Origin of the sequence: Cognatundibacterium curvum (assembly GCF_014284235.1) — a bacterium.
GTDB classification, from domain to species: Bacteria; Pseudomonadota; Gammaproteobacteria; order Burkholderiales; family Burkholderiaceae_D; genus Undibacterium; species Undibacterium curvum.
Genome location: NZ_JACOGD010000012.1, coordinates 32,742 through 46,509, shown reverse-complemented (window position 1 = coordinate 46,509; position 13,768 = coordinate 32,742). Strand labels below are relative to the sequence as shown.

The window sequence follows — 13,768 nt, the reverse complement described above, 5'->3', positions numbered from 1 at the left end:
TATTTTACCGCATTGCAACAATTTACCCGCAAAAATATAGCAGATACTGCGGTGTCACCACAACAACTTAAATGGTGACACCACAAACCGCTTAGCCCATATGCAAGCCACCATTGATGGAGAAGTCTGAGCCGGTCGCATAACCACCTTCGTCAGACGCAATCCAGGCCACGATAGAAGCAATTTCTTCTGGTTCAGCCAGACGTTTAACCGGAATACCGTTAACGATTTTTTCCAGTACGTCCGGGCGAATTGCACGCACCATATCGGTACCAACATAGCCTGGCGATACCGTGTTGACTGTCACTCCTTTGGTTGCCACTTCCTGCGCCAGCGCCATTGAGAAGCCATGAATACCTGCTTTTGCTGTCGAGTAATTGGTTTGACCAAACTGCCCTTTTTGACCATTGACCGAAGAAATATTGATGATACGACCCCAACCGCGATCGACCATGCCCTCGATCACTTGTTTGGTGACATTGAACAGAGAGTTCAGGTTGGTGTCCATCACGGCATCCCAATCCGCTTTACTCATCTTGCGGAACTGACCATCGCGGGTGATACCGGCGTTATTGACCAAAACATCAATCTCACCGATTTCCGCTTTCACCAAATCAAACGCTGCCTTAGTGGAGTCCCAGTCAGATACGTTACCTTCTGACGCATGAATATCAAGGCCTTCAGCACGCATATCAGCCAGCCATTTTTCACGGCGCTGAGAATTCGGTCCGCATCCTGCTACCACAGTAAAACCTTCGCGGCACAGACGACGGCAAATTGAGGTACCGATTCCACCCATACCACCAGTTACATACGCAACACGTTTTGTCATTTTTGTTCTCCTGAATAAATGTAATTCTCAAACAACCACTTAACTAAGCTGCCCTGACTTTGACATAACGTCCCGGCGCTGCCTCAACTGCTTTAAACTGCGTACTGCCGGGCTGAGCCGGAGCTTTGACCATCTTGCCGCCATGTTCAGACAGGAATTCAGACCAGACTGGCCACCAACTTCCGGCATGTTCGGTCGCACCGGCTAACCATGCATCCGAGGCTGTTTGCTGACGATCCTCATTCAGCCAATAGCTGCGTTTCTTTTTAGCAGGAGGATTCACCACACCTGCGATATGACCCGAGGCCCCCAGCACAAACAGGTTGCGCTCGCGGTGTGCCGGATTGAGTAAGGCCAAAGAGGCGAAGGCTGCCTGCCATGGCACGATATGATCGTCCCGCGAACCATAAATAAAGCAAGGTGCATCGATCAGACCCAAATCCACGTGCTCACCAGCGACCTGTAAAGCATTTGGCACTTTCAGCTTATTTTCGAGGTAGGTATTGCGCAGATACCAGCAGAACATCGGGCCTGGCAAGTTGGTACTGTCAGAATTCCAGTACAGCAAATCAAATGGTGGTGGAGCCTCACCTTTCAGGTAATTCGACTGCACATAATTCCAGACCAGATCATTCGCGCGCAGGCTGGAGAAGGTGCTGGCGAGATCACGCCCAGGCAACAGCCCTTTCTTGCCTATAGTCTGCTCACGCATCGCGACCTGCATTTCGTCAACGAAAACATCCAGCACGCCGGTATCTGAAAAGTCCAGCAAGGTAGTCAACAAAGTCAGGCTGCTGGCCGGATGCTCGCCCCGAGCTGCCAAAACGGCAAGCGCAGTCGAGACTATCGTTCCGCCAACGCAAAAACCGAAAGCATTGACCTGAGGCTGCTTGCTGATCGCACACGCGACTTCCAAGGCCTTGATAGCACCCTCTTCGATATAGTCATCCCAAGTGACCTGATCCAGATGTTCATCCGGATTCGCCCAGGACACCAGGAACACGGTATGCCCTTGCTCAACGGCGTAGCGCACCACTGAGTTCTCAGGTTGAAGATCGAGGATGTAAAACTTATTGATGCATGGCGGCACCATCAGCAAAGGACGCTGATGCACAGTCTTGGTCAGCGGGGTGTACTGTATCAACTGAAACAGACGATTCTCAAAGACGACAGTACCTTCCGTGGTCGCCACATTTTTACCCACTTCAAATGCCGACTCATCGGTCTGTGAGATACGCCCTTTCTGCATATCCGCTAACATCTGGCTGATTCCTTTAGCCAGACTCTCGCCTTTGCTTTCTATCAGTTTGGTTTGCGCTTCCGGATTCGTCACCAGGAAATTGGCGGGTGACATGGCATCAATCATTTGCTGCACAGCAAAATTGATTTTCTGTTTAGTCTTAGGATTGGCATCTACGGCCTCGGATAAGGCCAGCAGAAAGCGCGCATTGAGTAAGTAACTGGCCGCACTATAGGAATGCATCGCATGGTTTTGCCAGTCCGCAGCCGAAAAACGCCGGTCGTTTAATGCAGGAAGCTTAGACAGCGTAAAATCTTGCCATAGCTGTCCGAATTCTTGCATATACTGGGTTTGCAACTTGGTGAATAACGCAGGATCTATCTTTGCGCCGGCTTCTTTCAGAACATCCATGACAGGCAGATCTGTCAATGAATTCGCAGGTTTCACCCACTCCTGCCAAGGTTTTTGGTTCGCTAGCTGTGACATCCATTCGGAGTACATAGCTTGAGGATCAAAGGTCTTCATGCGTGACTCCTGATTTTCGGGTAATGTTCGACAAAAAAATTTTTAGCTTCCGGATACAACACAGTGCTCAACATCATTTCTATTGCCTGGATTTACGTCGTTCTTCTGATGGCGATGACGGAGACATCTGTCGTCGCCGGCATCATGACCTTCGTCATGTACTGCGTTGTCCCCCTTTCTATCCTTTTATACCTGATGCGCTCATCACAACGCAAGCACACTAAGGCGCAAAGAATAGCTGCAATGCAGCAAAGAATTTCTGCAGAGCACAAAAAAGATACCGAATTCCATTCTGAGTAACAACACCCCCTTGAGCACTTAAACGATAGAAATAAAACTCCCCATACGTCCAGTGACACCATCGCGCCGGTAAGAATAAAAATGACCGACATCCTCAACCGTGCACCATTGTCCACCAACAACCTGGACAACTCCACATCGGCCTAACTCCAGACGAGCAAGCGCGTAGATGTCTGCCAGATACTTGCGCCCGGCAGCGCCGGAAGAAATTTCAATAAAGCAATGTATAGCATGATCATTTTTAAAAGTAAATGTATCAACTACCTCTTGACCCACCTCAAACATACGTGGACCAATTGCCGGCCCCAACCAGGCTGAAATATCACCCGCCCCTTTCTGCCGCATCGCAGCAACGGTTCTTTCCAATATGCCACTTGCCAGGCCACGCCATCCCGCGTGAGCCGCTGCAACAACCCTACCTGCGCTGTCGCAAAATAAGACTGGCAGGCAGTCTGCAGTCAATACAGCGCAGACTTTCCCCTTAGTCGTTGCAATGACTGCATCAGCCTCCATACCGGGCTGCAATAATTCCGCCTCAGCAACAATAATGCCATGAACTTGTGATAGAAATATGACATCAGATGAAAAATGACCAGAAATACGTTTTCTGTTCTCAAACACATCGTGGAGCTGATCACCAACATGGTCGCCCAGATTGAGCCCATCCCGACCAGCAGAGTCACCATAAACACCCTGACTGACGCCACCATGCCGGGTCGTACTGAATGCCTTGATATGAGCAGGCAATCCTGCCCAGTCAGGAATAATCTGATGATTGCGCAGGATATCCATACTTTTTTACTCCGGCACCGAGATACCAGCCTGCGTCAGCAATGCGGAGAAATCTTCAGCAACTTTGACTTGCCATTCACAGTTTTCTCCCGTAACTGGATGAATCAGGCCCAGTCGGCGTGCCTGCAATGCCTGTCTGGAAAAGAATCTGGCCAGATGCTGCTTTCCATACAAGGGATCACCAACCAGCGCGAAGCCCAGAGACTGCATATGTACCCGAATCTGATGCGTACGACCGGTCTCGAGCTGACATGCAACCAGACTGACTGGAAACTTTTCCAGCATGCCAACGCCTATGCGCTGATAGTGGGTAATCGCTGGTTTGGCGACTATGCTTTTTGAAACCGCCATCTTGATACGGTCACGCGGATGCCTCGCCATCGCGGCATCGACGGTACCTGAAAGATTCGGCGTCCCCCATACCAGCGCGTAGTATTCGCGCTTCACAGTGCGCTCTTGCAATTGACGCACCAGATCAGTATGCGCGATGAGTGTTTTTGCGACCACCATCAAGCCTGAGGTATCTTTATCAAGTCTGTGTACGATACCGGCACGTGGCACGCCCGCCAGTTGCGGCCAGCGATACAGCAAAGCATTGAGCAAAGTACCTGACCAATTCCCGGCGGCAGGATGCACTACCATTCCAGCCGGTTTGTTAATCACGATCAGCGCATCGTCTTCGTACACTACATCCAGATCAATCGCTTCAGGTGTGTATGCGTGCTCATCAGGAGCCGCTTGTGGCTGAATCAGGATTTTTTCGTCGCCCAACATCGTCATCTTGGTTTTACCAGGCTGCCCATCAACACTGACAAAACCGGACTCTATCCACTGCTGGATGCGACTTCTGGAATATTCAGGAACCAGTTTGGAAATGGTCTTGTCCAAGCGTTCGCCACATGCATCTGAAGTCAGCCTGAGTTCTATCGTTTCAGCGACCGCATCCGGCTCAGCAGACAGTTCATCATCATTTTCGAGCTCAATCGCCTCAATAAAAGAGGAATTAAGCGAAGAATCTGTCAAAATGACTGTCGTAGTTTGTTTCACATTTTTTGCCATCGGCTATAATCCGTAAATTGTTTTCCTGCTCATGCACAAATTTATGCACATAAAATCTTTGAAAATGCTGGTTCTGGCGCTCGCCACATCGTTGGCTGTCAGTGGATGTGGTACCTTGGGTGATAAGAGTGACGAGACCAAAACCTGGTCAGCAGCAAAATTATACGCTGAAGCCAAAGATGAAATGGCAAGTGGCTCGTATGAAAAAGCAATTCAGTACTTTGAAAAGCTGGAATCGCGCTTCCCTTTCGGTACTTACGCGCAGCAGGCACAGATGGATACTGCCTACGCTTATTACAAACAAGGCGATCAGGCTCAGGCATTAGCTGCCGTAGAGCGCTTTATCAAACTGCATCCGAATCATGCCAATCTCGATTACATGTACTACCTGCGTGGATTAATTACCTTCAACGATCAGTTAGGCTTACTGAACTTCCTGGCCAATCAGGACATTACAGAACGCGATCCAAAAGCTTCACGCGATTCGTTTGATGCATTTAAACAGTTAGTGACGCAATTCCCGGACAGTAAATACACGCCAGATGCCTTGTCACGCATGAAGTATCTGGTCAATGCCCTCGCACAGTATGATGTGCACGTTGCGCGCTACTACCACCGTCGTGGTGCCTATCTGGCAGCAGCAAACCGCGCTCAATCAGCCATTACAGAGTATCCGGACGCGCCCGCCATCGAGGAAGCGATGTTTATTCTGGTGAAATCCTACGATTCCTTAGGCATGACGGACCTGCGTGACGATGCCAATCGTGTCTTCCTGAAGAACTTTCCACAAAGTGCCTACCTGACCGGGAATGCAAAAAACCGTTCTGCATGGTGGAAATTCTGGTAATTCAACGTCAGGAAATCAAAATAGAAACGGCCAGCAATACAGCTGGCCGTTTTTGTTTCAGCGCCGGACCAAGTAAACGGACCGGCCTGACAGCTTACTCATCACGCTTACGCCGGAACAACATGCGCGATGGGGTAGACTCTTCCTCAATAAAACGATAACCGTCCAGATCAAAGCCGCGTAAAGCGACAGGATCCTGAATACCATGTTCTATGCAATAGCGTGCCATCAAACCACGGGCGCGCTTGGCGAAGAAAGAAATCACTTTATACCGCCCCGACTTCCAGTCCTGAAACACTGGCGTCAGCACTTCTGCCTGCAAAGCCTTATTTTTGATCACTTTAAAATACTCTTCAGACGCGAGATTAAGCACCGTCTTTAGCTTGAGTTGCGAAAGCTGAAGATTGATCTGCTGACTGACACGATCACCCCAGAACGCATACAGATTCCGGCCGCGCAGATTCTGCAGAACAGTCCCCATTTCCAGGCGATAAGGCTGCAATGCATCGAAAGGCCTTAGTACGCCATACAAGCCGGATAAGATTCGAACATGCGATTGCAGATAATCCATGCTCTTTAAAGGCAAGGTGGAGGCAGATAAACCATCATACACATCGCCATTAAATGCAAACGCAGCCTGCTTGATACACTCCCGATCTGGCTGCGCCTGCCAGTCACGGAAGCGTTGCACATTCAACTCTGCGAGTGCAGGAGAAATTGCCATCAACTGCTGCAACTCCAAAGCAGACACTTCACGCATACGCTCAATCAATAATCCGGCCTGATCCAGCAATACCGGCTCTGTCATCGTCGCGACAGGTGCTTTTTTTTCGAAGTCCAGACTCTTTGCAGGCGATAATACGATCAACATAAATTTTATTGAATTAAGAAAATGAGCGACATGATACCTAAGCGCATCGTAATTGACACCAACGTCTGTCTGGACCTGTTTGTATTCCGCGATCCACGCTGGCAGGATTTACTGGATGATTTGGCGTCACGCAGGGTACAGGCAATTGCAAAGCAAGAATGCAAGGATGAATGGCTGGCTGTGTTGCGCTACCCCCACTTACCGATCACTGATGACACGCGTGCATCCGTCCATGCAGCATTTGACCAACACATCCACATCATTGAAGCAGATAACGCACCCCTGATCACACTGCCGGTCTGCAAGGATAAAGATGACCAGAAATTTCTCGAATCTGCACGCGATGGTGCTGCCGGAATCCTGATTACCAAAGACAAAGCCCTACTCAAATTAGCCAAACGCATACGCAAAATGGGGCTGTTTTCTATCGAAACTCCCGAGCAGTATTTGCAAAGCCGGTTGGAAAATCTCAACTGAACTGTATTTATTCAACAAAAGCACGATAATTTTTGTTGCTGTAGGTTACTCTGTCATAAACTCCTGCTACTATGATGTGGAGATTATTTTGCTTGAACGCCATGCTTGTTGAATTCGATAAGGACTAAGAATGACTCCAACCCAATACAAGATCATGGCTACCTCAATTTGCTTTCCTTTTGCCAGAAATTAATACCAGCCCATGATATTTGTGGAAAAATTGCACAAAAGTCACAGCGATTATGGAGAATAAATAAATGACCGACTCAGCAGACGATCTGGAAGCCTTATTTGAAGAAATGGCGAACCAGCGCCAGGACAGCGACGCCGCTCCGGTTACACCAGCTGCCCCGCAGGAAGAAGAAACCGCCGCACCAGCCACACTGCAAGTCAGCGATCAGCCTGCCAAGTTAAATTTGCGCAGTTCTGAAGAAGATGCCAGCCGCCCCATGTTCGACCGCCTGGGCAATGTTGTCAGGATGCTACATGACTCCATGCGTCAGCTTGGCTATGATCGCTCACTGTCTGACGTAGCCATTCAGGTTGCCGATGCCCAGGATCGTCTCGAATATGTAGCAACACTAACCGAGCAGGCGGCTAACAAAGTACTCAATGCGACCGACCTCGGCATGCCAGAACAGGATGAGCTGGCAAAGAAGGCCAAATCCATGGACAAGCGTTGGACCGATCTGTTCGAAGGAAAAATGAGTGTAGAAGAGTTCAAGAGTCTGGCATCCGACTCCAAGGAATTCGCCAACACCGTCCTTGCTTCAACTGACGCAGAAAAAGCGCGCCTGCTCGATATCATGATGGCGCAGGACTTCCAGGATCTGACTGGTCAGCTGATCAAAAAAGTTGTTGCGATTAACAAAGCGGTCGAACGTGAACTGGCGCAGATTCTGCTCGACAACGCACCTTCTGATCTGAAAGAGAAAGCCGTTGAATTGATGGAGGGACCATCTGTTCCTAACGCAGCACTGGAACAGGATGACGTCGACAATCTTCTTGATAGCCTGGGATTCTAATGGATGACATGCTCAAAGAATTTGTTGTTGAGGCGCTCGACCTCGCAACAAATGTAGAAGAACATCTGCTTTCACTCGAGCGCAATCCCGGCGACATGAACACACTGAATGCAGTGTTCCGTTCATTCCACACCATCAAAGGTGGCGCCGGATTCATGAATCTGACCGCAATGGTATCCGCCTGCCATCTGACTGAAAATCTGTTCGATGCTTTGCGCACCGGACAGGCAGCGGTTACACCGGAAGCGATAGAAGCTGCGCTGGAAGCCAGCGGCTTTGTGGCAGATCAGCTCACCGCACTGAATAACGGCACCCCACCGGAACAGCTGTCCACCATGCCCAAAGCCTTGGAGAAAATGCTGACCGATGCCATCGAAGGTGGTGCGAGCAGCAAAAAGGCCGAGCCTGCCAAGCCAGCTCCTGCGGCGCCAGTTGCAGCGGCCGCCCCGGCGGCAGTGGCAGCAACGCCAGCAAGCTCTGCAGTGCCTGCCAGTGCGAATGGTGAACCTGACTGGGAATCTTACTTCCGCGCCGTGACGCCGCCTGGCACCCTGCCTGAAGCAGCAGTCGCCACGCCAGTTGTAGCAAGCGAGACAGTTGCGCCACCCGCTTCCATCAAAGAAGAAGCCGAGGCAATCAAAACGTCGCTGTCGGCAGCAGACATCAAGCAAAACGCACCTGCAAAAGAAGAAAGCATACGTATTGATGCGGTTAAGCTCAACGTTTTGCTCGAAGTCGCAGGCGAATCAGTACAGGCTGCCAATCAGGCTGCCGTCCTGCTGGAAAAATTAGCGCAGTTTAAATTTGATGGTCAGGCAGCGCCTATCATGTCGGCACTGACCGAAACACTGACACGCGCTTCGCGCTACTCAACCGAGTTACAACGCGCAACACTGGCAACACGCATGCAGCCAGTTGGCCGTCTGTTCCAGAAGTTCCCACGTTTGGTGCGCGAACTGGCACGTGACTTAGGCAAAGATGTAGACCTGAACATCACGGGTGCAGAAACCGAAGTTGATCGTGTGGTGGTCGACAGCCTGTATGATCCCCTGGTGCATATGCTGCGTAATGCACTGGATCACGGCATAGAAACATCGGAAGAACGCCTGCGTGCCAACAAGTCGCCACGTGCCACTATCTCCCTGAAAGCCTGGCAAGAAGCCAGCAGCGTCATGATAGAAGTATCGGACGATGGCAAAGGGATGGATGCACAACGCTTGCGTGAAAAAGCGATTTCTAAAGGCCTCATCAACTCTCACGATGCGCGCACTGACGATGAAGCCTTCCAGTTGGTTTTCCTGCCAGGTTTCTCCACCAAGGAAGTCGCTTCCAGCGTTTCCGGGCGCGGCGTGGGCATGGACGTGGTCAAGACTGCGGTTGAACGACATCGTGGTGCAATCCGGATTTCTTCCGAGCTGGGTAAAGGCACCACCTTCCTGATCCGCCTGCCAATTGAATTGTCTATCGTTCCTACCATGCTGGTCAGAACAGACGGTGCATCGCTGGCCTTGCCGATGGCGACGGTACAGCGCGTGGTTGAACTGCCTGAGACTTTTGAAAGTGTGGGTGGGCAACCGGTATTGCGCGACTTGGGACGTCCATTGCCAGTGAAATCGCTGGGACGGATATTGGGCTACACCCCATCGTCTGAGCGGGTAGGTATCGTCATCGCGGCGCCGAATCCTTATATTCTGAGTGTCGATGCGGTGGATGGCACAGCGGATCTGGTGATTAAACCTTTGACCTGTATTTCCACACCAGGCATTACCGGAACTGCACGCTCAGCGGAAGGCGAACTGGTACTCGTGATCAGCCTGTCCTTCCTGATCGATGGTTGCAAAGTGCGCGAAATGATGACCGCCTGATTTATCTGTCAGCGACATCAGCCTGCTCCAGCCCCCTGCTCAGCCAGGGGGCTGTTCATTTCAGGTGAACGCCAGCCAGTTTTTTCTGAGTCTGTCACAATACGCGCTTCACCTCTGCACCAGCCACTATGAGCGCACTCTACCCAAATCAAATGACACGACTCAGCGAACGTTTACAGGACAGTCAGTTCTCGCAACTGGGCGATGCTTTTTTCACGCGACTACAGGCAACGCCACTATCCCAACCCCACTACATCGCGCATAGCAGCCGACTGGCGCAGGAATTGGGTATCGCAGAAGATCTGATGCGAACCGAAGACAGCCTCACCCTGCTCTCCGGTAATCAGACGCCAGCACAGGCACAGCCACTGGCCGCCGTGTATTCCGGACATCAGTTCGGGGTCTGGGCCGGACAACTGGGTGATGGCCGCGCCATCCTGCTGGGAGCGCTATGCGACAGTGCAGGACAAGAAACCGAAATTCAGCTGAAAGGGGCTGGACTGACACCCTACTCGCGCTCAGGCGATGGACGCGCCGTGTTACGGTCTTCGATACGTGAGTTTTTATGTTCAGAAGCGATGGCAGCATTAGGCATACCGACTTCACGCGCACTCTGCCTCACAGGTTCAGCGCAAATGGTCTATCGCGAAACACCAGAAACCAGCGCCGTCGTGACGCGCACTGCAAGCAGCTTTATACGGTTTGGCTCATTTGAACATTTTTATTACCAACGCAAATTTGAAGAGCTGCGACAACTGGCCGACTTCGTCATTCAGCGCTATTTCCCAGCTTGCCTGCAGCATGAGAATCCGTATCAGGCATTATTAATACAAGTGTGTGAGCGTACTGCTGAAATGATCGCCCACTGGCAGGCAGTCGGCTTTATGCATGGCGTCATGAATACCGACAATATGTCGATACTCGGCCTGACACTCGATTACGGGCCCTTCGGATTCATGGAGGCATTCGATGAAAACCATATCTGTAACCATACCGACCAGCAGGGCCGCTACTCCTATCGAAATCAGCCCAGCATAGGTAATTGGAATGTGTACGCGCTGGGGCAGGCTTTACTGCCACTGATAGGCTCGGTTGAACAGACCGAGCAGGCACTCAGTAGTTATCGCCAAAGCTTTGAGCAACACTGGGCCAGACTGAGCAGCGCCAAGTTCGGCCTCGCATCCAGCCAGCCTGAGGATAAAGTCCTGATTGACGACTTCTTCCAGTTATTGCAGGCCAACCATGCCGATATGACCAATAGCTTCAGGGCGCTGAGCCACCTAGATCAGCAGGCCAGCGACGCCGACCACAGCTTGAGCAATCTGTTCATAGACCGCACCGGACTGGCACTTTGGTTGCAGCGCTATCGCCAGCGCCTGGCTGCAGAAACACGGCCAGACACTGCAAGGAAAACTGCTATGCTCGCGACTAATCCTAAGTATGTGCTACGCAATTACCTGGCTCAACAATCAATAGAACGGGCACAACAAGGGGATTTCTCAGAAATCCAGCGCCTGCTGCAGGTATTGCAAACGCCATTTGAAGAACAACCAGCATTTGAGCACTATGCCGCCCTGCCACCCGACTGGGCGGCAGACCTGGAAGTCAGCTGTTCATCCTGAATCGAATGCCTGAACCAAATAACAAGGAGGACTACGATGAAAATCAAAAAAACTGAAGCCGAATGGAAGGCCTTACTCGACCCCATGCAATTTGAGGTCACCCGGCATGCAGCGACGGAACGTGCGTTTACCGGCAAATACTGGGATCACCATGAGGCTGGCATCTATACCTGCGTTTGCTGTCAGACGCCCTTATTCGCATCCGATGCCAAATTTGATTCGGGATGCGGCTGGCCCAGCTATTTCCGCGCTTTGAACCCAGCCAATGTGAGAGAAGAGAAAGACCACTCTTTTGGCATGACGCGCACTGAGATTTTGTGTAACATCTGCGACGCCCATCTGGGTCACGTTTTTCCGGATGGTCCGCCACCGACAGGTTTGCGCTATTGCATTAACTCTGCTTCTTTAACTTTTGATCCGTTACCCTGAGCATTGCATGAAATTTCTTTTTGACGTATTTCCGGTTCTACTTTTTTTTATCGCGTTTAAATGGGGCGAAAGCAACCCGGCCTTGGCGCAGGAATGGGTACAGCATTTCCTGTCTGGCTTTATCGCTGATGGCAAGGCACCAGCAGAAGTTGCTGCAGTCATCTTTGCCACCGCCATCACCTTACTGGCATCCGTTTTGCAAATCAGTTACTTGCTGCTGAAGCGAGTGAAAGTCGATGCGATGCTGTGGGTGTCATTCATCACCATCATGGTGTTCGGCGGTGCGACTATCTACTTTCACAGCGAAACCTTTATCAAGCTCAAACCCACCGTGCTGTACTGGTGTTATGGCGGTGCATTGCTGCTGTCCCAGCTCATTTTCAAAAAGAATCTGATTAAAGCGGCGATGTCTGCGCAGGTGCAGTTACCTGAAACCGTCTGGAGCAGACTGGGTCTGGTCTGGATCGCCTATTTCACGCTGATGGGCTTAGCAAATCTGTTCGTCGCCCAACAATTCAGCACCTCTGCCTGGGCCACATTTAAGCTGGTTTCGCTGGTCGGCATCATGCCTGCCTTTATCATAGGCCAAAGCCTGTTTTTGTCTAAATACATCGAGGATACCGAGGCATGACACGTTTTGAAAAACTCCGTTGCAAACTGACCGAAGCTTTGCAGCCTCTGGAATGTCACTTGCAGGATGATTCTGCTGCCCACGCTGGCCATGCCGGTGCCGCCAGTGGTGGAAGTCATTACAGTGTCAAAATAATTTGTCAGCAATTTGAGGGTTTAAACCGCGTATCCCGTCATCGTCTGGTGTATGATGCCGTTGGCGATATGATGCATACGGAAGTTCACGCGCTGGCGATAGTCGCGCTTGCTCCGTCAGAGATACCGACCTAAGCAGTTCATTTATCAATCCAATTCAATATTTGTTATTTTAGGAACAGACAATGACTTTTAAACCTGCTCATTTGCTGGTAGTACTTCTCGCAACAGCTGTGCCAGCGATGGCTCAAACCCTTGCCACAGTCAATGGCAAAGCAATCCCGGCAGCACGCATCGAAACGGTTGTAAAACAACTTACAGCACAAGGTCAACAGGATTCGCCACAATTGCGCGCAGCCGTCAAAGAACAATTGATCGCACGTGAAGTGTTCCTGCAAGAAGCGGATAAGTCTGGCATCACCAAAAATGCGGATGTCGTGGCGCAGTTAGAAATGTCCCGTCAGGATCTCATCATCCGTGCTCTGATGATAGAGCAACTGAAAAAGAGCCCTATCACTGATGCCGATATCCAGGCCGAATACGACAAAGCAAAAACCCAGGCTGGTGACAAGGAATACCATGTCTATCACATCCTGCTTGACAAAGAAGATGATGCGAAAGCACTCATCTCCAAACTGAAAGCTGGCGCTAAATTTGAAGAACTGGCAAAACAGTCTAAGGATACTGGCTCTGCATCCCGCGGTGGCGATCTGGACTGGGCAGTACCAGCTGGCTTCCCACCTGCTTTCGCACAGGCTCTGAGCGCCATGCAAAAAGGGCAGTTCACAGAAGCACCGGTTAAGACAGATGCTGGCTTCCACATCATCAAAGTTGACGACGTACGCCCAATCAAATTCCCATCCCTGGAAGAATTAAAACAGCAAATCGTCAGCGGTCTGCAACAGCAAAAAGTACAGACTTACCAGCAATCCCTGCTGAAAAAAGCGGTTGTGAAGTAATCTCAGATTATTCAGCAATAAAAAAAGAGGCAGTGATGCCTCTTTTTTTGCTTTCAAAATTGCTTAATCACCGATCAGGGCAAGCATTCAATGCTAGCGCCAATGAACAATGGGCTTAGGTGCAATCCGCTATTAGGGTAGATCTTGACAAACTCTGTTC

The 13,768-nt window shown here is 50.6% G+C and carries 15 protein-coding genes; 10 read left to right on the top strand and 5 right to left on the bottom strand.

What is annotated here, in order from left to right:
* Window positions 1-91: 91 nt before the first annotated feature.
* The gene (locus H8K43_RS17850) at window positions 92-832 is read right to left on the bottom strand and encodes a 3-ketoacyl-ACP reductase (RefSeq protein WP_162020868.1); all 741 of its coding nucleotides are present in this window, start codon (window positions 830-832) and stop codon (window positions 92-94) included.
* Window positions 833-875: 43 nt separating this feature from the next.
* Window positions 876-2,597 carry a class I poly(R)-hydroxyalkanoic acid synthase gene (phaC, locus tag H8K43_RS17845; RefSeq protein WP_186905110.1) on the bottom strand — a complete coding sequence of 574 codons (1,722 nt, stop codon included), beginning with the start codon at window positions 2,595-2,597 and terminating at the stop codon, window positions 876-878.
* Window positions 2,598-2,660: 63 nt separating this feature from the next.
* Here phaC and H8K43_RS17840 point away from each other — a divergent pair, with 63 nt between their 5' ends.
* The gene (locus tag H8K43_RS17840) at window positions 2,661-2,897 is read left to right on the top strand and encodes a hypothetical protein (protein ID WP_329604541.1); all 237 of its coding nucleotides are present in this window, start codon (window positions 2,661-2,663) and stop codon (window positions 2,895-2,897) included.
* Between the two features lie 18 nt (window positions 2,898-2,915).
* Here the strand turns inward: H8K43_RS17840 and pgeF are convergent, their stop codons facing one another.
* Window positions 2,916-3,689 carry a peptidoglycan editing factor PgeF gene (gene pgeF / locus H8K43_RS17835; protein WP_186905109.1) on the bottom strand — a complete coding sequence of 258 codons (774 nt, stop codon included), beginning with the start codon at window positions 3,687-3,689 and terminating at the stop codon, window positions 2,916-2,918.
* 6 nt (window positions 3,690-3,695) lie between these two features.
* On the bottom strand, window positions 3,696-4,748 hold the full coding sequence (locus H8K43_RS17830; RefSeq protein ID WP_186905108.1) for an RluA family pseudouridine synthase: 1,053 nt from the start codon (window positions 4,746-4,748) through the stop codon (window positions 3,696-3,698).
* Between the two features lie 43 nt (window positions 4,749-4,791).
* Between H8K43_RS17830 and H8K43_RS17825 the strand changes: the two genes are divergently transcribed.
* Window positions 4,792-5,595 carry an outer membrane protein assembly factor BamD gene (locus H8K43_RS17825; RefSeq protein WP_230404090.1) on the top strand — a complete coding sequence of 268 codons (804 nt, stop codon included), beginning with the start codon at window positions 4,792-4,794 and terminating at the stop codon, window positions 5,593-5,595.
* Window positions 5,596-5,689: 94 nt separating this feature from the next.
* Here H8K43_RS17825 and yaaA read toward each other — a convergent pair whose 3' ends face one another.
* Window positions 5,690-6,466 carry a peroxide stress protein YaaA gene (yaaA, locus tag H8K43_RS17820; protein ID WP_186905106.1) on the bottom strand — a complete coding sequence of 259 codons (777 nt, stop codon included), beginning with the start codon at window positions 6,464-6,466 and terminating at the stop codon, window positions 5,690-5,692.
* Between the two features lie 21 nt (window positions 6,467-6,487).
* Here yaaA and H8K43_RS17815 point away from each other — a divergent pair, with 21 nt between their 5' ends.
* The 8 genes from H8K43_RS17815 (at window position 6,488) to H8K43_RS17780 (ending at window position 13,608) form a co-directional block, all read left to right on the top strand.
* Window positions 6,488-6,943, top strand: a complete 456-nt coding sequence (locus H8K43_RS17815; RefSeq protein ID WP_329604540.1) for a putative toxin-antitoxin system toxin component, PIN family — start codon at window positions 6,488-6,490, stop codon at window positions 6,941-6,943.
* Between the two features lie 257 nt (window positions 6,944-7,200).
* The gene (locus H8K43_RS17810; RefSeq protein WP_186905105.1) at window positions 7,201-7,968 is read left to right on the top strand and encodes a protein phosphatase CheZ; all 768 of its coding nucleotides are present in this window, start codon (window positions 7,201-7,203) and stop codon (window positions 7,966-7,968) included.
* Window positions 7,968-9,833, top strand: coding sequence for a chemotaxis protein CheA (locus H8K43_RS17805; RefSeq protein ID WP_186905104.1), 1,866 nt, complete (start codon window positions 7,968-7,970; stop codon window positions 9,831-9,833). Before H8K43_RS17810 ends, H8K43_RS17805 begins: the two co-directional genes overlap by 1 nt.
* A 128-nt stretch (window positions 9,834-9,961) precedes the next feature.
* Window positions 9,962-11,455: a protein adenylyltransferase SelO gene (locus H8K43_RS17800; RefSeq protein ID WP_186905103.1), complete on the top strand. Its 1,494-nt coding sequence runs from the start codon at window positions 9,962-9,964 to the stop codon at window positions 11,453-11,455.
* Between the two features lie 36 nt (window positions 11,456-11,491).
* Window positions 11,492-11,884: a peptide-methionine (R)-S-oxide reductase MsrB gene (gene msrB / locus H8K43_RS17795; RefSeq protein ID WP_162020877.1), complete on the top strand. Its 393-nt coding sequence runs from the start codon at window positions 11,492-11,494 to the stop codon at window positions 11,882-11,884.
* Between the two features lie 7 nt (window positions 11,885-11,891).
* A complete protein-coding gene (locus H8K43_RS17790) occupies window positions 11,892-12,515 on the top strand; it encodes a septation protein A (protein ID WP_186905102.1) in 624 nt (207 codons plus the stop codon).
* Entirely contained in the window at window positions 12,512-12,784 is a 273-nt protein-coding gene (locus H8K43_RS17785) for a BolA family protein (protein ID WP_186905101.1), read from the top strand. The genes H8K43_RS17790 and H8K43_RS17785 overlap by 4 nt, the downstream gene beginning before the upstream one ends.
* Before the next feature lie 50 nt (window positions 12,785-12,834).
* The gene (locus tag H8K43_RS17780) at window positions 12,835-13,608 is read left to right on the top strand and encodes a peptidylprolyl isomerase (RefSeq protein WP_186905100.1); all 774 of its coding nucleotides are present in this window, start codon (window positions 12,835-12,837) and stop codon (window positions 13,606-13,608) included.
* Window positions 13,609-13,768: the final 160 nt, after the last annotated feature.

Excerpts from the sequence above, each read along its gene's own strand:
- H8K43_RS17800 (WP_186905103.1), top strand. The coding sequence starts at position 9,962 with ATGAGCGCACTCTACCCAAATCAAATGACACGACTCAGCGAACGTTTA.
- H8K43_RS17830 (WP_186905108.1), bottom strand. The coding sequence starts at position 4,748 with ATGGCAAAAAATGTGAAACAAACTACGACAGTCATTTTGACAGATTCT.
- H8K43_RS17815 (WP_329604540.1), top strand. The coding sequence starts at position 6,488 with ATGAGCGACATGATACCTAAGCGCATCGTAATTGACACCAACGTCTGT.
- H8K43_RS17780 (WP_186905100.1), top strand. The coding sequence starts at position 12,835 with ATGACTTTTAAACCTGCTCATTTGCTGGTAGTACTTCTCGCAACAGCT.
- H8K43_RS17850 (WP_162020868.1), bottom strand. The coding sequence starts at position 832 with ATGACAAAACGTGTTGCGTATGTAACTGGTGGTATGGGTGGAATCGGT.
- pgeF (WP_186905109.1), bottom strand. The coding sequence starts at position 3,689 with ATGGATATCCTGCGCAATCATCAGATTATTCCTGACTGGGCAGGATTG.
- msrB (WP_162020877.1), top strand. The coding sequence starts at position 11,492 with ATGAAAATCAAAAAAACTGAAGCCGAATGGAAGGCCTTACTCGACCCC.
- H8K43_RS17805 (WP_186905104.1), top strand. The coding sequence starts at position 7,968 with ATGGATGACATGCTCAAAGAATTTGTTGTTGAGGCGCTCGACCTCGCA.
- H8K43_RS17785 (WP_186905101.1), top strand. The coding sequence starts at position 12,512 with ATGACACGTTTTGAAAAACTCCGTTGCAAACTGACCGAAGCTTTGCAG.
- H8K43_RS17825 (WP_230404090.1), top strand. The coding sequence starts at position 4,792 with ATGCACATAAAATCTTTGAAAATGCTGGTTCTGGCGCTCGCCACATCG.
- phaC (WP_186905110.1), bottom strand. The coding sequence starts at position 2,597 with ATGAAGACCTTTGATCCTCAAGCTATGTACTCCGAATGGATGTCACAG.
- H8K43_RS17790 (WP_186905102.1), top strand. The coding sequence starts at position 11,892 with ATGAAATTTCTTTTTGACGTATTTCCGGTTCTACTTTTTTTTATCGCG.
- H8K43_RS17810 (WP_186905105.1), top strand. The coding sequence starts at position 7,201 with ATGACCGACTCAGCAGACGATCTGGAAGCCTTATTTGAAGAAATGGCG.
- yaaA (WP_186905106.1), bottom strand. The coding sequence starts at position 6,466 with ATGTTGATCGTATTATCGCCTGCAAAGAGTCTGGACTTCGAAAAAAAA.